General features: G+C 73.0%; 14 protein-coding genes. 7 read left to right on the top strand and 7 right to left on the bottom strand.

Annotation, left to right across the window (positions count from 1 at the left end):
• Positions 1-118 precede the first annotated feature (118 nt).
• The 5 genes from ACH34Q_RS00985 to ACH34Q_RS00965 all read right to left on the bottom strand — a co-directional run bounded on the left by ACH34Q_RS00985 (position 119) and on the right by ACH34Q_RS00965 (position 7,412).
• Entirely contained in the window at positions 119-2,503 is a 2,385-nt protein-coding gene (locus ACH34Q_RS00985; protein ID WP_395980741.1) for a DUF5682 family protein, read from the bottom strand.
• Positions 2,500-3,582 carry an AAA family ATPase gene (locus ACH34Q_RS00980; RefSeq protein ID WP_395980740.1) on the bottom strand — a complete coding sequence of 361 codons (1,083 nt, stop codon included), beginning with the start codon at positions 3,580-3,582 and terminating at the stop codon, positions 2,500-2,502. Before ACH34Q_RS00980 ends, ACH34Q_RS00985 begins: the two co-directional genes overlap by 4 nt.
• On the bottom strand, positions 3,579-5,123 hold the full coding sequence (locus ACH34Q_RS00975; RefSeq protein ID WP_395980739.1) for a DUF5691 domain-containing protein: 1,545 nt from the start codon (positions 5,121-5,123) through the stop codon (positions 3,579-3,581). The genes ACH34Q_RS00980 and ACH34Q_RS00975 overlap by 4 nt, the downstream gene beginning before the upstream one ends.
• Positions 5,120-6,412 (bottom strand): SWIM zinc finger family protein, encoded by a 1,293-nt coding sequence (locus ACH34Q_RS00970; RefSeq protein ID WP_395980738.1) that lies wholly within the window; start codon positions 6,410-6,412, stop codon positions 5,120-5,122. The genes ACH34Q_RS00975 and ACH34Q_RS00970 overlap by 4 nt, the downstream gene beginning before the upstream one ends.
• 247 nt (positions 6,413-6,659) lie before the next feature.
• Positions 6,660-7,412: a M50 family metallopeptidase gene (locus ACH34Q_RS00965; RefSeq protein ID WP_395980737.1), complete on the bottom strand. Its 753-nt coding sequence runs from the start codon at positions 7,410-7,412 to the stop codon at positions 6,660-6,662.
• A gap of 305 nt (positions 7,413-7,717) precedes the next feature.
• Between ACH34Q_RS00965 and ACH34Q_RS00960 the strand changes: the two genes are divergently transcribed.
• The 3 genes from ACH34Q_RS00960 (at position 7,718) to ACH34Q_RS00950 (ending at position 12,150) form a co-directional block, all read left to right on the top strand.
• Positions 7,718-8,707, top strand: a complete 990-nt coding sequence (locus ACH34Q_RS00960; RefSeq protein WP_395980736.1) for an AAA family ATPase — start codon at positions 7,718-7,720, stop codon at positions 8,705-8,707.
• A gap of 111 nt (positions 8,708-8,818) precedes the next feature.
• Positions 8,819-9,952 (top strand): DUF58 domain-containing protein, encoded by a 1,134-nt coding sequence (locus ACH34Q_RS00955; protein ID WP_395980735.1) that lies wholly within the window; start codon positions 8,819-8,821, stop codon positions 9,950-9,952.
• The gene (locus ACH34Q_RS00950) at positions 9,949-12,150 is read left to right on the top strand and encodes a DUF3488 and transglutaminase-like domain-containing protein (protein ID WP_395980734.1); all 2,202 of its coding nucleotides are present in this window, start codon (positions 9,949-9,951) and stop codon (positions 12,148-12,150) included. The genes ACH34Q_RS00955 and ACH34Q_RS00950 overlap by 4 nt, the downstream gene beginning before the upstream one ends.
• A gap of 16 nt (positions 12,151-12,166) precedes the next feature.
• On the opposite strand, the gene ACH34Q_RS00945 is transcribed toward ACH34Q_RS00950, so the two are convergent.
• A complete protein-coding gene (locus tag ACH34Q_RS00945) occupies positions 12,167-12,805 on the bottom strand; it encodes a hypothetical protein (protein WP_395980733.1) in 639 nt (212 codons plus the stop codon).
• 42 nt (positions 12,806-12,847) lie between these two features.
• On the opposite strand from ACH34Q_RS00945, the gene ACH34Q_RS00940 reads away from it, so the two are divergent.
• Both ACH34Q_RS00940 and ACH34Q_RS00935 read left to right on the top strand, forming a co-directional pair.
• On the top strand, positions 12,848-12,991 hold the full coding sequence (locus ACH34Q_RS00940) for a hypothetical protein (protein WP_395980732.1): 144 nt from the start codon (positions 12,848-12,850) through the stop codon (positions 12,989-12,991).
• 136 nt (positions 12,992-13,127) lie between these two features.
• Positions 13,128-15,284 carry a fibronectin type III domain-containing protein gene (locus ACH34Q_RS00935; RefSeq protein WP_395980731.1) on the top strand — a complete coding sequence of 719 codons (2,157 nt, stop codon included), beginning with the start codon at positions 13,128-13,130 and terminating at the stop codon, positions 15,282-15,284.
• Positions 15,285-15,400: 116 nt separating this feature from the next.
• Here the strand turns inward: ACH34Q_RS00935 and ACH34Q_RS00930 are convergent, their stop codons facing one another.
• Positions 15,401-17,170 carry a protein kinase gene (locus ACH34Q_RS00930; RefSeq protein ID WP_395980730.1) on the bottom strand — a complete coding sequence of 590 codons (1,770 nt, stop codon included), beginning with the start codon at positions 17,168-17,170 and terminating at the stop codon, positions 15,401-15,403.
• Between the two features lie 221 nt (positions 17,171-17,391).
• Here ACH34Q_RS00930 and ACH34Q_RS00925 point away from each other — a divergent pair, with 221 nt between their 5' ends.
• Both ACH34Q_RS00925 and ACH34Q_RS00920 read left to right on the top strand, forming a co-directional pair.
• Positions 17,392-18,801: a carotenoid oxygenase family protein gene (locus ACH34Q_RS00925; protein ID WP_395980729.1), complete on the top strand. Its 1,410-nt coding sequence runs from the start codon at positions 17,392-17,394 to the stop codon at positions 18,799-18,801.
• A 100-nt stretch (positions 18,802-18,901) separates the two neighbouring features.
• Positions 18,902-20,779, top strand: a complete 1,878-nt coding sequence (locus ACH34Q_RS00920; protein WP_395980728.1) for a hypothetical protein — start codon at positions 18,902-18,904, stop codon at positions 20,777-20,779.
• Positions 20,780-20,875: the final 96 nt, after the last annotated feature.

The following is a 20,875-nucleotide window of genomic DNA, read 5'->3' as shown; positions in this document are numbered from 1 at the left end:
TACGCTTCCCGAACTCTCCGATCTGATACACGCCGCTCACTATAAACAACTCTGAGTAACAATGAGCAAGAAAATGACACTAGCTAGATCACATCTTTTGAAGTGTGGAGCCGGGTGATCACGCGGGGGCCTTCCAGCCGAGGATCTGCAGGACGGTCGCGGCGGCGCGGGAGGCGCGTTCGGGGTCGTGGTCCTGATCGTCCTGGCGGGCAGGGGCGCGGGGCGTGTCCAGGTGCCGTACGCGTTCACCGATCGTGCGGCGCTCGGCGGAGGCGTAGCCGCCGAACGTGCGGCGCAGCAGGGGCAGCACGTCGGTGAACGAGTCGCCGGGCAGGCCCGCGATCCAGGAGTCGACCAGCCGCAGCAGGTCGTCGTCGTGGACCAGGATCAGGCCGCCGCCGGACAGGAAGCCCTCCACCCACGCGGCGGCGCGCTCGGGGGCCGCGCCGACCGAGACCGAGCGGGCCATCCGGTCGGCCACGTCGGGCAGCCCGCCGGCGTCCAGCAGCAGCCGCGTCAGCCGGCCTTCGAGCAGCCCGTGCAGGCCGGAACGGTCGATGACGCCGTGCAGCGTGCGCCGCCAGCGCTCGAGGTGATCGGCGTCGTTCAGCAGTGCCAGCGCGCCGTGCACCGCGTCGATGTGCGCCAGCATCTCGCGGGCCGCGTCGTCGTCGAGGGCGCCGACGGCGGGCGGCAGGCCGACGCAGACCCGGACGACCAGGCCGTCGACGACGGTACGGAGCGGGCCGGTGGAGGTGCCGCGCACGTCGCCGTACCGCAGCGCCCGGACCAGCGCGGGCAGCGCGGACATCAGGTGCGCGACGTCGGCGTCCACGGCCGCGCGGTCGGCCAGGGCCCGCATCACCGCGGGCAGCGCGCCGCCGAGGTCGGCCAGCAGGCAGCGTTCGGCGACCGAGGTCAGCTCCGGCAGCGCCCCGGCGTGCGCGGCCATGGCCTCCGCGCGGGCGGTGGCGGCGCCCAGCACGGTGGTGCCCCACGCGCTGGCCTCGATCAGCTCCACATCGAACTCCGGCCGCCACATCAGCGTCCAGGTCTCGCGGAACGTGCCCTTCGACCGGCCGCCGCCCTCCTCAGGGACGCCCCAGTCGACGTTCAGCAGCCGGAGCCGGTGCAGCAGCCGGCTGCGGTCGAGGTCGATCGGCCTGCGCAGGTCGAGATCCTGCTCCTTGTCGAGCGCCGACTTCTTGAGCCTGAGCCGGCCCCGCTCGGCCTCCAGGTCGCGCTGCAGCGGCACCATCGGGGTACGGTCCGGTACGGCGCCCAGCCGCTCGCCGACCACCATCCGCCGCTGGATCAGCTCCACCGGCAGCTCGGCGCCCTCGCACAGCACGGCCCGGGTGGCCTCGTTGATCTCGTCGAGCCCGGCCAGCGGCCGCCCGCGCAGTGCGGCCAGCGCGTCCGCGAGCCGTACGCCCTCGATCACGTGCGCCGACGAGACGTGCAGGTCCTCGTCGCGGAGCACCCGCGCGGCCTCGGTCAGCCAGCGTTCGACGGGACGGTCGGGGGCCGTGAACAGGTGGTGGTACCAGCCAGGCGACCGCACGCCCGCGCCGTACCCCGAACGGTTGGCCAGCCGCCCGTGCGTCCACGGCACCCAGGTCATCGCGACCTTCGCCTTGGGCAGCCCCCGCAGCGTCTGGTCGTCGCGGGTCGCCGGGACCTTCTCCAGCAGGGCCGGTACATGCCAGGCGCCGCAGACCACCGCCACCCGCTCGTGCCCCTCCTTGAGGGCGCGGCGCAGGGTCCGCCGCATGTGCGCCTCGCGCTGCTCCTCGCGTTCCAGATAGCCGGCCGGCAGGCCGGTGAAGCCACGGCCGGGGAGCGCGGCCAGCTGCTCGCGCAACTCGGTCATCGCCTCGGCGATGGCCGGGAACGGGGACGGCCCGCCGTGCCGATGCTCGACCACGTCGTCCCACCAGCGCTCGGCGTCGTCGTACCCGGCCGCCTTGGCCAGCCAGCCGAGCGGATCCATCCGGATCTCCCGCTCGGCCGCCTCCTCACCGGCCGGTTCGCCCTCATCGGCCCCCGCCGCCTGCTCGCCGGACTCCTCGGGCCGCTCGTCGGGTACGGCCTGGTCGGCCGGGGGCTCCGGCTCCGGCGATCGGGCCAGCTGATGGGCGGCCGGGAGGTCGCAGAAGCGGACGGGGACGCCCGCGTCCAGGGCGTAGCGGATGGCCTGCCACTCGGGGCTGAACTCGGCGAACGGCCAGAACGCCGCCTGCCGCTCGGTGCCGCCCGGCGCGGTCTCACCGCTGGGCGCCGGAGTCTGGCCGGGCGCGTACGCGAGCAGGGCCACCGGCGGGACCATGCCGGGGTCACCGGCCAGCTCGACGATCGGATCGGCCTCGGGCGGGCCCTCGATCAGCACCGCGCCGGGCTTGAAGTCCTCCAGGGCCCGCCGCACGGCGCGTGCCGAGCCGGGGCCGTGGTGGCGGATGCCGTAGACCTCGACCCGGCCGCTCTCGCCGCGGTCCACCGTCACGAGACCTCCCGGCAGGCGCGGTAGAAGTCGCGCCATTCGGGACGCTCGCGGACGACGGTCTCCAGGTACTCCTGCCAGACGACCTGGTCGGAGACCGGGTCCTGGACCACGGCGCCGACGATGCCGCCGGCCACGTCGGCGGCGCGCAGCACGCCGTCGCCGAAGTGGGCGGCCAGGGCGAGCCCGCTGGTGATCACCGAGATCGCCTCGGCGGTGCTCAGCGTGCTGCTGGGCGACTTGAGCTTGGTACGGCCGTCGGCGCTGAGGCCGCCGCGCAGCTCCCGGAACACGGTGACGACCCGGCGGATCTCCTCCAGGCCCGCAGGGGTCTCCGGCAGTTCGAGCGAGGAGCCGATCTGGCCGACGCGGCGGGAGACGATGTCGACCTCGTCCTCGACCGACTCGGGCAGCGGCAGCACGACGGTGTTGAACCGCCGGCGCAGCGCGCTGGACAGCTCGTTGACGCCCCGGTCGCGGTCGTTGGCGGTGGCGATGACCGTGAAGCCCTTGATCGCCTGGACCTCGGTGTTGAGCTCGGGGACCGGCAGCGTCTTCTCGGACAGGATCGTGATCAGGGCGTCCTGGACGTCGCTGGGCATCCGGGTCAGTTCCTCGATCCGGGCCACCGAGCCGCGCCGCATCGCCCGCATCATCGGACTCTCGACCAGCGCCTGCTCCGAAGGGCCTTCGGCGAGCAGGCGGGCGTAGTTCCACCCGTACCGGATCGCCTCTTCGGCCGTGCCGGCGGTGCCCTGGACGAGCAGCGTCGAGTCGCCGCTGACGGCGGCGGCCAGGTGCTCCGACACCCACGTCTTGGCGGTGCCGGGGACACCGAGCAGCAGCAGCGCGCGGTCGGTGGCCAGGGTCGCCACCGCGACCTCCATCAGGCGGCGCGAGCCCACGTACTTGGGGCTGATGGCGGAGCCGTCGGGCAGCTCGCCGCCCAGGAGGTACGTGGTGACGGCCCAAGGGGACAGCTTCCAGCCGGGCGGGCGGGTGCGGTCGTCATGCTCGGCCAGCCGGGCCAGCTCGTCGGCGTACTGCTGTTCGGCATGCGGCCGGAGAACCGTCTCGGTCACAGGGAGAGCTCCTTCAGCATTTCGTGGCGGAAGCGCAGGGTGCCGGTCAGTTCGGTGAGGGCGTGGGCCGTCGCGGCCTCGGTGCCGGCCGGAGGCGCCAGGGACTCCAGGCGGGGGGCCGCGTCCGGGGTCAGCCGCTGGTCGGCCAGCCGGCACAGCTGGGTGAGCGTGTGCTCGTGCCGGTGCGAGGAGCGTTCGGCGGCCATCCCGATCGTCGCGACGACCGCCTCGGCGAGCGCGCCCCGCCACGGGCCGGGAACCCGTTCCAGCACGCGCAGCAGATCGGGCTGGCCTTCGACCCAGCCGATCAGGTCGGCGGCGGCCGCGTCGCGCTCGTCGACGGGCAGCACCGCCAGCAGGTCGGCCAGCGCCTCCGGCTCGTCCACGACCACGCCGCCCTTGAGCAGCGCCCTGGCCCAGGCGGTGTCGCGCTGGCGCAGCGCTGCCCGGGCCCAGCCGATGTGGACGTCGCGGGCACTACGGCCGTCGGGGTCGGACGCGGCGGCGACCGGCAGGCAGACGATCTCCATCGGCGGCAGCCCGAACAGCTCGGTCCAGGCCGGCAGCGGCGTCCGGGCCAGGATCTCGCGCAGCCAGGCCGCCCGGGTGCCGACCGGCCCGCCCGCCCGCCGCCCGGGCGCGAACGACCCGGTCGGATGGAACGGGACGCCGTCCCTGGCCAGGTCCTCGTCGTGGGTACGGGGCGGCTCGACCACGATCCAGGTCTCCGCGCGCTCCCGTACGGTACGGGTCTCGGGCCGCAGGCAGTCGCGGGCCCGCACGGCCATCCGCCGCCCGTACGCCGAGTCGGGCAGCCGGGCCAGCAGGTCGGACGCGAGCTGCCGGACGTCCTTGCCCCGGTCCTCCAGGGCCTGCTCAAGGAACTCCTCGTCACCTGACGAGAGCCCGTGCTCGAACGTCGCCAGGAACGCCGCCCGATCCGGCGCGGGCTCGCGCGCCCACGTCTGGCCCAGAGCCTCCCGCGCCGCCGCCGGATCGGTGCCGCGCAGCCGGGTCAGGTGCGCGACCCGCTGCTGCCGCGTCCCGGTCTCCCAGACCTCCGCGTCGCCGCCCGGATCGTCGCCCGACCCGACCAGGTAGGCCCAGTCGGTGTTCTGCAGCGCCAGCCACACGCCGCGCCGCCCGGCGGCCCGTGCGATGGCCGGGCGCAGCACCCGGTCGCTGCGCCCCTTCTCCAGCAGCTCGGGCAGCAGCCGCGAGGGCACCCGGTAGCCATGATCGGCGGCGGCGTCCAGCCACTCGGGCAGCACCCGGATCTGCTCGCCGCCCAGGATCCGCGCCAGCCGACTCCCCGCCGCCGCGGGCACGGCCGGGACGGGCTCCTGCGGCGCGGGCGCGATCGGGTCGGCGCCGCTCAGCGGCCGGTGCCCCGCCCGCCGGCGCAGCGCGAGGACGGCCGCCTGGTCCAGCAGCCGGCCCGCCGGATCATCGTCTCCCGCCGGGGTGCCGGGCAGCGCCGGCGCGGGCCGCCGTTCGGTGCCCAGCAACGCCGCGCTGACATGCTCGCTCCACAGGCTCACAGGATCACCACCCCCTCATCGCCGGCCCAGGCGGCCAGCGGGCGCAGGCCGCGCCGCGACCACTCGCCGGCGAACGTCACGGGCTCGCCCCCCGACACCGCCAGCAGCCGCCACGGCTCGACCGGCAGCAGCGGCAGGGCGTCGCCGTGCTCGTCGACGGCCTGGAGCCCGCCGGCCCGCGCGAGCCGTACGCCGCCCAGCAACGCGGGCCAGCGGTCCAGCCAGGGATCGCGCCCCAGCGCCGTCGCGTACTCGTCCAGGAACGCCCCGATCGTCACACCGCCCGGCCTGCTCGCACTCGCCGTCTCCAGACGGTCGGCCACCAGAGCCCGCAGCGGCTGCGCCCCAGGGTAGAAGGCCAGCTCGGCGTTGATCTCGGTCCCCACCATGAGCGAGGCGTCCAGCGGACGCCCCGGGGCGGCGAACGACAGCACCAGCGCGGGCCGCCCCGTCACGCTCCCGCGCAGCCACACCCGCCGGGTCGTGAGCTGCTCCTGCGGCACGTCCCGCGACCCGATCACGTGCCAGCGGTCGCGGACCCGCTCGCCCGCGCGCAGGACGTCCTCCTGCTGGACGGTGAAGCCGATCCGCGACCGTACGGTCTCGCGCAGCGCCGCAGGCAACTTCTCGCGCCGCTGATGGGCCCGCACCAGCAGCCGCAGCAGCGCGTACTCCTCCAGCAGCCGGTCAGGCCAGCCCGCCTGCCGCGGAATCGCCGCCAGGCCCTTGACCTGCCCGGCGAGCGCCCCGGCCTGCGCGTCGACGAGCCGCCGCGCGGCGTCGTCCCACAGCTTGTACGGCGCCTTCTCCGCCTGCGCGAGCCCATGCGCCACCTGATCGCGCAGCCATTGGTCGAGATCGGCCAGGCCTCCATCGACCCGCTGCTCACGCCGTTCGGCGGTCTTGGGATCCCTGGCCTTCGCCGCAGTGCTCTGCTTGCGCTCCTGGGCCTTGTCCGCACGTTCCTGCCGCTGCTCGACCCACTCGGCCACCCAGCCCGGTCGCGGCCCTTCCCGTACCGTGCCGTCGCTCCACAGCAACAGCAGCCCGAGGGCATGCTTGCAGGGGAACTTGCGGCTCGGGCACGAGCACCGGAACGCCGGCTCGGACAGATCGACCGACGCACGGTAGACGCTCCTGCCGCTCCCCTCGCACTCGCCCCACAAGGCGTCGCCGTCACACCCCGTCCCGCTCCACTTGGCGGGCTTGGACGCGCTCCCCGCCGCCTTGGCCGATGCCGCGTCGGATGCCAGCCCGAGCACCTGCCCCCGATCCCATCGATCGCTCACAGTGTCGAAACTATCGACAGGGTCGGACACTCAACCCGCTCTTGGGGGAATCGCGGGGGAGCGGGATCGGGGCCGATCAGCGGCGCCTGCCCTTGCCGGTGGTCGGCCGGCTGCGGTGGCGGGTCTTGCGCAGCCGCGACTTGCGCTTGCGGCGGTACGCGGCGCGGTCGAGCTTCTTGTTGGCCATGGGCCATCGTGGGCCCGTTCCGTCCCCGAGGGGCAGGGCCCTGACCGCATCCGGCCCGGGCTACTGCCCGACCGAGGCGGGGAGGTCGGGCAGGGACGTGGAGTCGGGGGTCAGCAGGAGCCCGCCGGTGAGCAGGGCGCCTAGGGCCACCACCGCGAAGAACGTGACCCAGGCGAGGCCCGGGACGCCGGTGAGGTGGGCGAGCTGGTCGGCGTCGGAGCTGGGGGCCATGTGGCGGGCGCGCATCCGCTGCAGCTCGATCACCGGCCGGGCGGCGGCGAACAGCAGGAAGAACGCGGCCAGGTAGGCGAAGCCCGCCTGGATCTTGGCGCCGCCGAGCCAGGAGACGCCGAAGATGATCGCTCCGGTGGCGACGATCGACAGCACCCCGTACGCGTTCCGGATCATGATCAGCATCGCGGCGAGCAGGGCCAGCGAGAACCACAGCATCAGCGTGATCCGCCCGCCCGCCAGCAGCCCGGCGAACAGCAGGCCGAGCAGCGGCGGGGCGAGGTAGCCGGCCAGCGCGGTGAAGACCATCCCGGGGCCGTGCGGCTTGCCCCGCGAGACGGTCACGCCCGAGGTGTCGGAGTGCAGCTTGATGCCGTCCAGCTTGCGCCCGGTGAGCAGGGCGAGCAGGGCGTGCCCGCCCTCGTGGGCGATCGTGACCACGTTGCGGGCCACCCGCCAGGTGGGGCCGTGCAGGACGGCCCCCAGCGCGACCAGCGCGACCAGGATGACCAGCCACCAGGGCGGGTCCGGCTGTGTTCCCGTCACCCGGTCCCACAGGTCGGCGATGCTTACCGTGTCCACGTCCACCTCGAAATCTCGTCGCGCGCTGCCCCAGGGTAGGACGTCCGGCATAAGGGTCGCGTTCAGTTTCATTTCGGAACGGGGCGTAGCGTGACGCGCGTCACCCGGAACGCCGCCGGAACCGCCCTCGCCCCCGCTACGTCGGAAGTGGACCTTGGCTACCCGAGGCGTGGCCGCCGGCGACGACGTCCAGTGGCATCGCCCGGCTCCACGAGGGATCGACGGAGACGCCGCGCACCGGAGTATCTCCGGCGCGCCGCTCTACGAATGCGAGTACTGATGACCAACTCACGGGGAACTGATCGGTGACCGAGAATCAGGCGATGGGGGGCGCGGACGCCGTCGCGGGACGGTTCGCGCAGCTGTTCGGCACGCTGGCGGCGTCGATCGAGCAGGTCGTGCGGGGCAAGCGCGAGAAGGTCGAGCTGGCGCTGATCTGCCTGCTCAGCGAGGGGCACCTGCTGGTGGAGGACGTGCCCGGGGTGGGCAAGACGACGCTGGCGCGGGCGATGTCGGCGACGGTGGACGCCAAGTGGACCCGGATCCAGTTCACCCCCGACCTGCTGCCCAGCGACATCACCGGAGTGTCGATCTTCAACCAGGGCAGCAGCTCGTTCGAGTTCCACGCCGGGCCGATCTTCGCCAACCTGGTGGTGGCCGACGAGATCAACCGGGGCTCGCCGAAGACGCAGTCGGCGCTGCTGGAGGTCATGGAGGAGCGCCGGGTCACGGTCGAGGGGACACCGCATCCGGTGCCGCGCCCGTTCCTGGTGATCGCGACGCAGAACCCGGTGGACATGGACGGCACGTACCCGCTGCCCGAGGCCCAGCTCGACCGGTTCCTGATGCGGATCTCGATGGGCTACCCCGACCACCGCTCCGAGGTGGCGGTGCTGGCCGGGGCGCCGACCGGGGTGACGCTCGACCAGATGAAGCCGGTCGCGGGCCGCGAGGACGTGTCGCGGATGATCGAGTTCGCCGGGCGGCTGCACGTCGCCCCGCCCCTGTACGACTACGTGGTGCGCCTGGTGTCGGCCACCCGTGACCACCCGGAACTCCGCCTCGGCGCGAGCCCCCGCGCCAGCCTGGCGCTGCTGCGCGCCGCCCGGGTCCGCGCGGCGGCGGCGGCCCGGTCGTTCCTGGTGCCCGAGGACGTCAAGGCGCTGGCCGTCCCGGTCATCGCGCACCGCCTGATCGTCACCCCGGAGGCGGAGCTGCGCGGCCGGACGGGCGCGGACGTGGTCGGCGAGGTCCTGGCGAAGGTGCCGACGCCGCAGGCAGCAGGGGTGCACTAAAACAATGGCGGAGCCATTCGGGGGGTCTGGGGGACCGCCCCCAGAGGGGGCACAGTCGATGGCGAAGCCATTCAGGGGGTCTGGGGGACCGCCCCCAAGGGAGGCGCGGCCATGCTGACGCCGTTGGGGTGGGGGACGGCGGTCGTGTCGGCGTCGCTGTACGCGGCGGGCTGGTGGCTGGGGTATCCGGAGCCGGCGATGCTGGCGGTGGCCGGGCTGGTCGCGGTGGCCGGTGCCCTGCTGTGGTCGCTGCCGAGCCCGAAGCTCGACGTGTCGAGGGAGATCGCGCCGTTGAAGGTGGGCCGGGGCGAGCCCGCCGTCGGGGTCTTGCACGTCATCAACGCGGGCCGGGCCGGTGTACGGGGCCTGACCGCCCATGACGCGGCGGGCTCGACCGCCGTGGCGGTGGACATCCCGAGGCTCCGGCCGGGCGGCAAGCGAACGGTGACGTACCGGCTGCCGACCGACCGGCGCGGGGAGATCCCGGTGGGCCCACTGCGTCTCGTACGGGCCGATCCGCTGCGCTTGGCGCGGCGCGTACGGGAGTACGGCACGCCGCAGACGCTTCTCGTGCGTCCCAAGACGGTGCGGCTGGCCCTGCTCGCCTCAGGGCGCGCGTACCACCTGGACGGGCCGACCAGCGACAAGTCCCCGGCGGGCACCGCGACGTTCCACGCGCTGCGCGAGTACGTGATCGGGGACGAGATGCGGCACATCCACTGGAAGTCCTCGGCCCGTACCGGCACGCTGATGGTGCGCCAGCTCGTGGACGCGAGCCTGCCCACGACGACGGTCGTGCTGGAGGCGCGTCCGGGCGTGTGGGGCGATCCCGACGACTTCGAGCTGGCGGTCGACGCGGCGGCCTCGGTCGCGGTGGGCGCGGCGGCGGCGAACTTCCCCGTACGGGTCCTCACCGGGAACGGCCCGGTCGCCGACACCCGGGGCGGCCCGGACGACATCGAGGTCCTGCTCGACAGGCTCACGGTGATCGGCATGGAGGAGGGACCGCGGTCGACGGTCGACGCCGTACGGCGCGTGCGCGCGGGCGGGTCCCTGATCGTCGTCACGCCGGGCGGCGCCGATCTCGGCCGGATCGCGGCGGTACGGACCAGGTTCGACCGCGTCGTCGTGCTGCGCGTGCGGCCGCGGGAGTCCGCGTCCGCGCCGCCGGGGGTCCGGCTGGTCGACGTCGACGATCTGGACGGGCTGGCGTCCGCCTGGAACCACCTGGGACGGTCCCGATGATGCGGCGCTACCTCTCCCTCGTCGTGACGGCGTCGCTGGCGGCGGTGGCCGGGCTGGCGTTCCACCGGGTCTTCGGCCTCGGCCCCGTGGTCCCGGTCGTGGCCGTCGCGGCGATCGTCCCGACGGTGCTGTGCGCGCTGCTGTCGGGACCGCGCAAGGCGAACCGGTCCTGGCCGCTGTGGATCTCGCTGGTCCTGACCGTGGTCGCCTGGGCCGGTACGGCCGCGGTGACCGTACTGCGGCCCGCGCTCTCGGACGGCACGCTCCCGCAGGCGCTGCGCGCCGGAGTGCTCGGCTCGTGGAAGTCGATCCTCACCACGCTGCTGCCCGCGCCCGCCAAGCCGGAGTTCCTGCTGCTGGTGCATGTGCTGGTCTGGCTGGCCGCGTTCGCCGCGGCCGAGCTGGCGCTGCGGACGTCGCTGCGCGCCCTGCCGTGCCTGCCCGCGCTGGCGGTCTTCGGGGCCGCGCTGCTCCTCGGCGTGGACGGCCCGGGCTCCAACCTGGGGCCGGCCGCCGCGACCGTGGTGCTGATCGCCGTCCTGATCCTCGTCCGTTCCGAGCCGGAGGCGTCCGAGGGATCGAAGGTGGCGGTCTGGCGGCCCGTCCTGTTCGGTGTGCCCGCCGCCGCCGCGCTGGGCGCGCTGGCGTTGCTCGCGGGCCCGTACGTGCCCGTCAGCGCCGACCCGTACGACCCGCGCGAGCAGGTGCAGGCTCCGCCGCCGCAGCAGCGCGACGGCGTCAGCCCCCTCGACCGGGTCGGCGGCTGGCTGCTGACCCCCGACCAGGTGCTGTTCAGCGTGCAGGCCGCCCGGCGGGAGAACATGCGGCTGGCCGTGCTGGACCGGTTCGACGGCGTGACCTGGTCGTCCACCGCCCGGTTCGTTCCCACGGGCAGCCGCGTACCGGAGGCACCGGAGGAGGAGGGCGGAGGCGGGAAGCGGCGCTCGTCGGTGCAGCAGATCACCATCCGCGACCTGCCGGGCGTCTGGGCCCCGGCCGCCGACCGTCCCCGGCAGGTGGACGGGATCGGCGTGGTCGTCGATCCGGCAAGCGGCACGCTGGCGGTGGCGCAGGAGCTGCGGAACGGCCAGAGCTACCGCGTGACCTCAGAGATCCGGGAGTGGAACGCGGACAAGCTGGCCGCCGCGAGCATCGCCAGGGACGCCGAAGCGCGCGCGGCGACGCAGCTGCCCTGGGGACCGGGGGCCACGAAAGCACCCGTACAGCTGGAGGAGTTCCGGCGGTTCGCCCAAGGCGCCACCTCCGGAGCGGCCTCGCCGGTCCAGCAGGCCGCGATGCTGGCCGTTCACCTGAAGACCTATGCCAAGTACGACGTGACCGCGCCGCCCGGGCACAGCTACCGCCAGCTCGACTACTTCCTGTCCGAGGGCCGCCGGGGAACTCCCGAGCACTTCGCGACCAGCTATGCGGTCCTGGCCCGTTCGCTGGGGCTGCCCACCCGCGTCATGGTCGGGTTCAGCGGGGGACGTGCCTCAGGTGATGGACGGAACATGCGCGCCGGGGACGTGATGGTCTGGCCAGAGGTGAAGTTCGACAAGCTCGGCTGGCTCCCGTTCAACCCGACTCCCCAGCGTTCCACTCAGTCCAAGGACTCCGACTCGGTCGCGGCGGGGGAGACCCAGCAGAAGCTGGAGCAGCTGCAGAAGAACGCCGCCTCGCAGCAGCGCGGTTCGGGTGCGGGCAAGACGCCGCAGACACCAGCAGCGGCCGCGAAGCCGGTGGCGGAGGATTCCCCGCTGCCCTGGTGGGTGTACGCGGCGTCGCTGGTCGGGCTGCTCGTCATCGGGTACCTGGCGGCCGTTCTGCTGGCACCGTCCCTGCGCAAGCGTCGACGCCGCCGTAACGGCACCCCTGCCGCACGTGTCACGGGTGCATGGCGCCAAGCCCTGGAGCATCTCAGCGACCTGGGGCTGGCCACCGCACGGACTCTCACCGCCCACGAGGTCGCCCACTTCGGCGAAGGCCACTTGGGCGAGAGGGCGCTGCAGCACTTGGGGCCCTTGGCGGACCTGGTCAACCACACCCGGTTCGCCCCCGTGCCCCCGCAGCCGCGCGCCGCCGTCCAGGCGTGGGAGCACACCGACGAGCTGGGCCGCATGGTCACCGCCAAGGCGGGCCGGATGCGCCGCCTGCGCCGCCGCCTGCACCCGCGCTCGCTCCGCAGGGACCGCCCTTAGCGACCGTCCCCTGGGCTCACTTCTCCGGAACGAGGACGCCGATCTCGCCGCCCAGGCGGGCGCCGTCCTCCAGCTCCAGGTCGTCCCCGCTCCAGAAGCGTCCCGGATCGAACCAGTTGGGGCGGCGCCCCGGAGGCAGCAGCCCCATCGACTGGTACGTCACGGCCACGATCTCGGCGCAGAACGCGGTCTCCAGGTCCATGTCCCGTTCGGCCGGCCGGCGGAACGGGATCCGGCCGCGCAGCCAGCGCGAGGCCATCCGGGACGTGGTCGGGAACGGCGTGCCGTCCAGCCGGGCCACCGCCTTGAGCGCCGCGTTCTCCATCTCCCGGTCCGCCGGCGGGTCCAGCTGGCGCAGCCAGGCGCGCTGCCCGTAGCGGTTCCCCCACGCGACCACCGCGTCGTTCAGGTCGTGCAGCTGGGCGCCCCGGTGGTGGCTGCCCGACCACATGTCGCGCAGCGAGCGGCCCAGCTCGGCGTGCCACATCAGCGGCGGCAGGTCGTCGATCACGATCGACATGCCGACATGGTTGACCGGGCTGTTGGTGGTCATCTGGATCGCCCGGTCGGCGACCGTGCGGCCGCGGAACAGCCACACGTCGCCGGTGCGGGTCAGCTCTGCCGCCTGGCCGAGGCCGATGCTGGTGCTGGACATGATCGCTACCCTAGGCAGATGCGCTGGTGGAAGATACTGGGAGTGGCAGGATTCGTCGGTGTCGCGGCGACCGGGGTGGTGATCGCCCGGCACGAACGGCGCCGCAGGTCCTATACCCCGGACGAGATCAGGGAACGGCTGCATCAGCGGGCCGCCGAGGCACCGGCCGGATCCGGCGAGCACTGATCTGTCAACGGTTCCCTGGTTTTCCGAAGTTACCGGATCCGGCCAAAATGCCCCCTCTTGATCCATATTCCGGAGGGGAGTGCCCCGTACCCGATACTTTGGCCGCTGCGTCCGCCTATGGGGAAGGTGACGGCACGTGGGGCAGGCCGGTATCAGAGGGACCGTACGCGCGCTTTTCCGCCGCGACCGGGTGACGGGCCAGGTCGCGATCGGGCTCGTGGGGATCCTGGTCGTCACGGCCGCGGTCTACGGGGTCGGGGTGGCGAGCGCGAAGTACGACCTCGCCGACGTCGGCGCCTGGCTGAGCGCGCCGGACAAGGGAATGGTCGTGCACGCCAACGGCCCGGCCGCCAAGGTCGACGGCAAGGCGGCGCTGCCGGGCGCGATGCGCGGCCACCGGATCAAGGTCGTCCAGGACGGCTCCACCGTGCTGATCGTCGACCTCGACAGCGGTGTGGTCAGCCGGATCGACCCGTCCCAGCTGAAGATCGAGCAGAACCGGCGGCTCGGCACGGCAGGCCTCCAGGTCCTCGTCGGCCAGGGCCGCGCGTACACGGTCGACGCGGTGCGCGGGACGATCCAGCAGATCGACCCGTTCACGCTGGCCGCGTGGGGCAAGCCCGCCACGGTCGCCCCGCCGCTCGGGCAGGCGGGCATCGACGCCAAGGGGACGCTGTGGGTCCCGGCGCCCCAGCACGGCCAGGTGATCCCGTTCCGGGACGGCGCCGCGCAGGCACCCGTCGGCGTCGGCAAGCCGGGCGACCGGCTGGCCCTGACCATCGCCGCCGGCGAGCCCGTCGCCATCGACTCCACGGCCGCGACCGCCACGGTCATCAAGGAGACCGGCGCGCACCTCACCGTGACGCTGCCGTCGACCGTACGGAAGGCCGGCAAGGGCGGCGTGCTCGCCCCGGCCCGCACCGAGGGCCGGACGGTGCCGCTGCTCGTACCGGAGACGGGCTCGCTGCTGCTGCTCGACACCGGTACCGGCCGCCACACCAGCGGGGCGCTGTCGATGTCGCGCCATCGCTACGGGGCCCCGCAGATCCTCGGCTCCAAGGTCTACATCCCGGACGAGACCGCCGGTGCGCTGGTGGTGTACAACACGGCGACGCGGCGGTTCGAGCGCTTCATCACCGTCACCGGCAAGCCGTCGGCGCTGGAGGTCTTCGTCAAGGACGGACTGCTCTGGGCGCACGACCCGAACGACCACCGCGCGGTCGTCCTGGACGACAGGGGCAGCGTCAAGCGGGTCGAGAAGTACGACGACAAGGTCGCGGGCGGTCCCAACCGGCGGCCCCTGCCCGCACCCAGGGGCAACGGCAACGGGAGTGGTGGCGCGGACCAGGGCGGCGGGCGCGGTGGCTCCGAGCAAGGACCCCAGCCGCAACCACAGCCGCAGCCCCAGCCGACGCGTACACCGCTCCCGCAAGAGCCGCCGCTCGCTCCCACCAACCTGACCGTGACGCCCGGCTCGGGCACCATGCAGGTGGACTTCCAGCCTTCGACGGGTGGCACGCCCACCGGATACGTCCTGAAGGACGTCCCCGCCGGGGTGACGGTGTCACCGCAGAGCATCGCTCCCAACGCCGGCGCGTACACGTTCACGGTCAGCGGCGGCCAGTGCTCCCAGGAGTACCGGTTCCGTGTCGCAGTCCAGTACAAGGACGCTCAGGGCCGCGCGGGCGAGCAGGTGTCCCAGCCGAGCGATCCCGTACGGCCGTGCGTGCCGCCGGGCGCTCCGAGCAACGTCAGCGCGAAAGCCGTGGCGACCGGCGCGCAAGTCACGTGGAACCAGGCCGCAGGGGGAGCGCCGGGGACGACCTACACGGTCGCCTGGAGCGGGAAGTCGAACGGTAGCCGGAGCAACGTGACCGGTACGTCGGTGACTCTCGGCCAGATCTCGGCCAACGGCCGCTACACGTTCACCGTCACCGCCGCCAACGACGCGGGCACAGGCAACGCCGCGTCCACCAGCGCGCAACTCACGGGACCGACGCAGAGCTACAAGGTAACGAGCAACGGCAATTCCACCGCGTACATCCACAAAAGCGCCAACGCCAACAACGACAACGACGTGGTCGCCACCATGAGGGACAACAACGGGGAGAGCGTGCCCGTGCTCTGTCAGACCACGGGCACGAAGTACACCCACCCCAACGACAAGAACCTCTCCGGCAACATGTACTTGCGGATGACCTACAGCGGCGACACGGGCTACATCATCGGCTACCTGATCGACACCAACAGCAACTGGAAGTCGTACAAGGGCCTGCCACTGTGGCGGTGCTAGATCATCGCCTGACCCTGCTCTGTTGACTCGTGGCGTGTTCGTCTGTCTGCGGCCTCGGATAGGCGAACACGCCACGAGTCAACGGGAGGGGTTGGCCGGCGGAGCCGGTGGTGGCGTCAGTTCTGGACGCGGGCGCCTCGGATGCAGGTGGCCGGCTTGGACCAGGACATGGTGGCGGGCTTGCCCTCGTTGATCCGCAGCAGCGCCCCGACCCGGAAGCAGTAGCCCTTGGTCGGGGCCAAGCCGGTCACGGTGGCCGAGCGCGTGCCCTTGACCGCGGGCACTGCCGCGGCGCTTCCGGCCGGGAGCGTCTGCACGATGATCGGAAGCTGGCGGGCGTCGGGCGGCACGGTCCAAACCACGACGGCCCGGGTGTCGATCGCCTTGACCTTGACGTTGCGCGGGCGGGTGGCGAGGAACTGCGCCGGAGGGATCGGCTCCTGGCCGTTCCCGCCGCCCACCGTGCCGTCGCCGCCCTGGGCGCCGGCGGACGGCTGCGCGGCCTGGGCGCCGGTCGGCTGCCCGTCCTGCGGATCGTCCGGAGGACCGCCCGTCAGCGCGAGCGCCCCGATGCCCAGCGTCAGGCCGCCGACCAGCGCGACGGCGGCGGCGATGATCAGGCCACGGCGCGGCCCGTCGGAGGCGGCCACGGACGTCATGTCCATGTCCTGTCGCGGCGGCGGCCAGCCAGGGGACGATTCCGGGGCGAGCGGCGGAGCCGGCGGAGGGGGTGGCGCAGGCGGCGGAATCGCGCTGCTGTTCGGCTGTGGCTGTGGCTGCGGCGCCGTGCTTGCGTGCGGCTGCGGCTGCGGCTGCGGCTGCGGCTGGGGTGGCTGCTGCTCGGCGGCCGGGTGCCAGGGCGACAGTGGGGCGACGGCCGTGCGCTGCTCCTGCGTGGATCCCGGTGACGTGGGCGCCCAGTCGGGTACGTGCGGCGCCTTGGGATGGGTGAAGGGCGCGGGCGGCGCCTCGCTCGGGTGCGGCGGCGACAGGGTGGACGCGGACGACGACGGCGACGGGAACACGGCGGCCGTTCCGGTACCGCTGTGCAGCAGGTCGGTGATGGGCAGGCCGAGCTCGTGCTGCAGGCGCTGCAGATCCTGCGCGAACTCCACCCCGCTCGCGTACCGGTGCTCGGGCGCCTTCGCCATCGCGCGGCCGATGATCTCCGCGACCGGCGGCGGTACGTCGGCGCGCTGGAACGGCGGGGGATCGTTGTTCAGGATCCGCAGCATCAGCTGCGCGATGCCCTCGCCCTGGGGCCCCCTGAACGCGGGATGCCCGGCCAGCAGCTGGTAGAGCGTGGAGCCGAGCGAGTAGATGTCGGAGCCCACGCCCGGCGTGCGCCCCTCCAGGACCTCGGGGGCCGCGTGGTGGGGCGTGAACGCCTGGGTGTGGGTGGCGTCGAACGAGTCGACCAGCCGGGCGATGCCGAAGTCGGCCAGCGCGGGCTCCCCGTACCGCGAGACCAGGATGTTCTGCGGCTTGACGTCGCGGTGCAGGACGTCGGTCTCGTGCGTGGCCGCCAGCGCGCCCGCCATCTTGACCCCGATGCGCAGGATCTCGGCGACCGGCAGCGGCCCCTCCCGCGCGAGCCGGTCGGTCAGCGCGCCGTGCTCGAAGTACTCCATCGCGATGTAGGGGCGGCCGGAACGCGTCGTCCCGGTGTCGAGCACGGTGACCACGTTGGGGTGCCCGGACAGCCGGCCGGTGATCTTGCACTCGCGCTGGAACCGCCGCATCGCGCCGTCGTCGACCGCGCTGATCGACAGCACCTTGAGCGCGACCATCCGGTCCAGCCGCTCCTGGTGGGCCCGGTAGACGATGCTGAAACCGCCCTCGCCGACCTGCTCGAGCACCCGGTAGCCGGGAACGTCCTCGGTCATGGCAGAGCGGATCCTTAGGGCGCGGAGGGGCTTCGGGGAGGTGTCGGGAGTACGACGCCGGGTCGTCGGCGCAGGTTCCCCCGCAGCGCCACAGTAGTACGGGGCGAAACGGCGGCATGCCGGTCGGAGTAGTCGTTAGGTATTGAACTACGCATCTCGGCCATGCCACGCTGCGGCCCAGTGCCGTGAAGCACAGTGCCGTTGGAGCGAGGGAGCGATCCGTGACGACCCGTACCGATGACGACGCCTGGCACCAGATGTACGCGGCGCTGGACGACGAGCACGACTACGTGGTGGACGGGACCGGCGTCCCGGAAGAACTGACGGGGACGCTCTACCGCAACGGCCCCGGGCGCTGGCAGGTGGGGGAGAGCCTGCTCGACCACATCTTCGACGGCGACGGGATGCTGTCGATGTTCACGTTCCCCGGCGACGGCAGCGTCCACTACCGCAACCGCTACGTGCGGACGCGCCACTACCGCTACGGGCAGCGCAAGGGCAGGGTCGGGCTACGCGGACTCGGTACGCAGCGTCCAGGGGGCATGCTCGCCAACATGCTCCGGCCGCCGGCCAATGTGGCCAACACGGGGGTCGTCTTGCATGGCGGGCAGTTGCTGGCCCTGTGGGAGGGCGGGCGACCGTTCCGGCTCGATCCCGACAGCCTGGAGACGCTGGGAGAGCACTCCTTCGACGGCAGGCTCCGCATGACGGCCGCGTTCTCGGCGCATCCGTCCCGCTGCCCCGACACGGGCGAGCTGTTCAACTTCGGCATGGACTTCACCCGTACGCGCAGCCTGCGCTGCTACCGGGTCGACCCGGGCGGGCGGCTGCACCATCTGCCGCGCGTGCGGCTCCCGTACACGCCGTGGAACCACGACTTCGCGCTCACCCGCCGCCATCTCGTCTTCGTGATCAACCCGGTGATCCCCAAGGCCGGGCGCATCCTGCTGGGCACCGGCTCGATCGCCGACGCGCTGGCCTACGAGCCGCACCGGCCGACCTGCTTCACGATCGTTCCCCGGGACGGGGGCCGGGCCCGCGTGATCGAGCACGAGGCGCTCCTGGGCTTCCATTTCGTCAACGCCTTCGAAGACGGCGACGACATCGTGGTGGAGTTCGTGCGGTTCGCCGACTGGGACGGGGTGGCCAGGGCCTTCCGCGATTTCCGTACTCACGACTTCCCCTGGGGCTGCGCTCTGATGCGCTATCGCATCACCCCGTCGTCCAGGATCGAGCGCGAAGAGATTTGCGCGCTTCCCATGGAATTGCCGCACGCGGACATCCGCCAGGCGGGCCGTCCCCACCGGTACACCTACTTCGCGGGACGCTCGGGCGACCGGATCGGCATCCACGCGTACGACCACGGCACGGGCACCCGCAAGGTGCACGAACTCCCGCCCGGCCACGGTTTCGGGGAGCCGGTCTTCGCGCCGCGTACGCCCGCCGCCCCGGAAGGGGACGGGTGGTTGCTCACCCTCGCCTACGACCCGGACGAGCATCGCTCGCGGCTGCTCGTCCTGGACGCCCGCGACATGGAGGCCGAGCCCCTCGCCGTGGTCCCGCTGCGGCACCACATTCCGATGGGATTCCACGGCTCGTTCACCGAACGCGTCGCCCATATCGGGAGATAGCCTCCCGCTCGCTTAATCGTTCCGCCAAATTCGCCGCCCCCGGCCCCGCGGCTGCCTAATGTCTCCTCCGCACCAGTCGGCATGACCTCGGGGGAGCGGCATGAAGGCAGAGGATCAGGACCTTGTCAGGTTGGCGTATTTCGTCCTGCCGGGTAAGGGCAAGCGGATCTACCGGCTGGCCGTCGCCCGCCGCATCGTCGACCGCACCGAGGGACGCGACCCGGCGCGGCGCAGGACCCGCGTGCTGCGCCGCGCGATGCGCCCCTCGCGCCGGTTCCGGACCGGCCTGGGCCCGTGGCTGCGCGCCATGCCCGCCCGGCTGCCCGACCCCGTCCTGACGTCCGCGCTGTCCAGGCTGGAGCCGCCGGTACGGGTCGCGTACGTGCTCCTGTACGTGGCGGAGTCGCCCCGGTACGCGGTGCGCGACCAGCTCGTCAGGCTCCGCGTCCGCGAGCCCTGGGCGGCGATCGAGGCGGCCGAGGAGGCCCGCGCGACCTCGTCCGTACCGGAACCGCCGGACGCCGCTCCCTTCGGCCCGGAGGCGCTGCGGCCCGTCCAGGCCCGGTCGGTGCTGCCGGTGGCCGTCGCCACCGCCCTCACGGTGGTCCTGGTCGGCGCGCTGGTGGTCAGCGAGAACGACCTCAGCGGCACCTCCACCGCCGCCGCCCGCAACCTGCGCCTGGTTTCGGCGGTACCGGACGCCTGGCGGAACGCCCCGCGCAGCCTGGACGTCTGGCCCGCTCGCGGCGATCTGGCCGCCGACAAGGCGTTCACGGACCGCGCCCTCCGCGCCTGGATCAAGGAGACGGAGGCCGGCCGTACGGGGGCGCCCGGCAATCCCCAACTCCTCTTCGCCGGCCATGTCGACGGCCGTCCGGTCGCCCTGCTGCGCCGCGCCGACCGGCTCGCCCGCTTCACCGGCCCGCACGGCCCGCTGGCGGTCTCGACCGTCTCCACCGACCCCGAGCACCCGATGTCGGCCGGCGCCGGCCGCTACCTGCTCGCGCCCTGGCAGCGGGCCGAGACCCTCACCGGCGGCAAGGTCAGCGTGACCGACGGCATCACCGAGTCCGCCGCCGCCCGTACACGCTGCGGGCGGGGCCCGGTGCTCCACCTCATCGGCGACGGCAAGGCGCGCACGGTGGGTGAGTTCGGCGGCCCCCGCCCAGTGACGCTCACCCACCGTTCCGCCAAGGACTCCCGCGAGGAGTCCCGGGGCGGCCCGGAAGCGGCGGCGGCCCCGACCACCAAGGCGGCCAAGCCCGAGAAGTCCGCCACGAGCAGGTCCGCGCCCGCGAGGACACCCGCGAAGACCAAGAAGCCGGCGCCCACGCCCGAGCCCGCTCCCATGCAGAAGCCCGAACCGGGCCGGGCGCCCTCGGCGCTACAGGCGCTCACCGATCTCTACGACGCCGTCACCGAACGGGCTCCCAGGGCCGTCCGCGAGCCCGCCGCGATGCTGCTGTCGGCCGCGGTGTCGCGCGTGGGCGTGGAGCCATCGCCCACCTCGTCTCCGTCGGCCGAGAAGCCGGCGGAGAAGGGCCGCCTGGACGCGGCCGGGATACGTATCTGGGAACGGGTGGCCTGCACGACCTCCCGGCCCCTGCGTCCGGTGAACGAGGCGACGGCGTGGGAGTTCTGGTCCGGCAAGCTGCCCAAGGGCGGTGGACGGGCACAGTGGATGTGCACCGACATGGCCTTCGCCGGTGGCGGGAACGCCACGCAGGCCGCCTTCCTGGACGGGAAGGGCGCGCGGGCGACCGGATGGTGTGATGATCGGCGGCCGGTCAGCGGTACGTGGTGGCAGTCCCCGGGCGGGAAGTGGTACTACCTGGCCGCCGCGGGACGGGGCTTCGTCCCGCACGCCGACGGGCCGTTCAAATCGGTGACGGTGAAGTCGCGGCTGCTGACCGCGACGCCCTCGCAGGAAGGGGAGCGGCCCACCGAGCCGGTGACGCTCACGGCCCGTCCGTCCTGAACCGAGCCTTGAACCGAGCCCAGTCAGGACATACTTACCGAGATCGGGCACACTAGACCCGAATAACGTTCAGTGTGTGGGCTGAGAGGGGTCTGG

Source organism: Actinomadura sp. 9N407, assembly GCF_044326315.1.
GTDB lineage: Bacteria > Actinomycetota > Actinomycetes > Streptosporangiales > Streptosporangiaceae > Spirillospora.
The sequence above is the reverse complement of the archived record's forward strand: the minus strand, read 5'-3'. Positions and strand labels throughout refer to the sequence as shown.

Coding starts and splice junctions, on each gene's coding strand:
- ACH34Q_RS00955 (WP_395980735.1), top strand. CDS start 8,819: ATGCTGACGCCGTTGGGGTGGGGGACGGCGGTCGTGTCGGCGTCGCTG.
- ACH34Q_RS00950 (WP_395980734.1), top strand. CDS start 9,949: ATGATGCGGCGCTACCTCTCCCTCGTCGTGACGGCGTCGCTGGCGGCG.
- ACH34Q_RS00945 (WP_395980733.1), bottom strand. CDS start 12,805: ATGTCCAGCACCAGCATCGGCCTCGGCCAGGCGGCAGAGCTGACCCGC.
- ACH34Q_RS00930 (WP_395980730.1), bottom strand. CDS start 17,170: ATGACCGAGGACGTTCCCGGCTACCGGGTGCTCGAGCAGGTCGGCGAG.
- ACH34Q_RS00920 (WP_395980728.1), top strand. CDS start 18,902: ATGAAGGCAGAGGATCAGGACCTTGTCAGGTTGGCGTATTTCGTCCTG.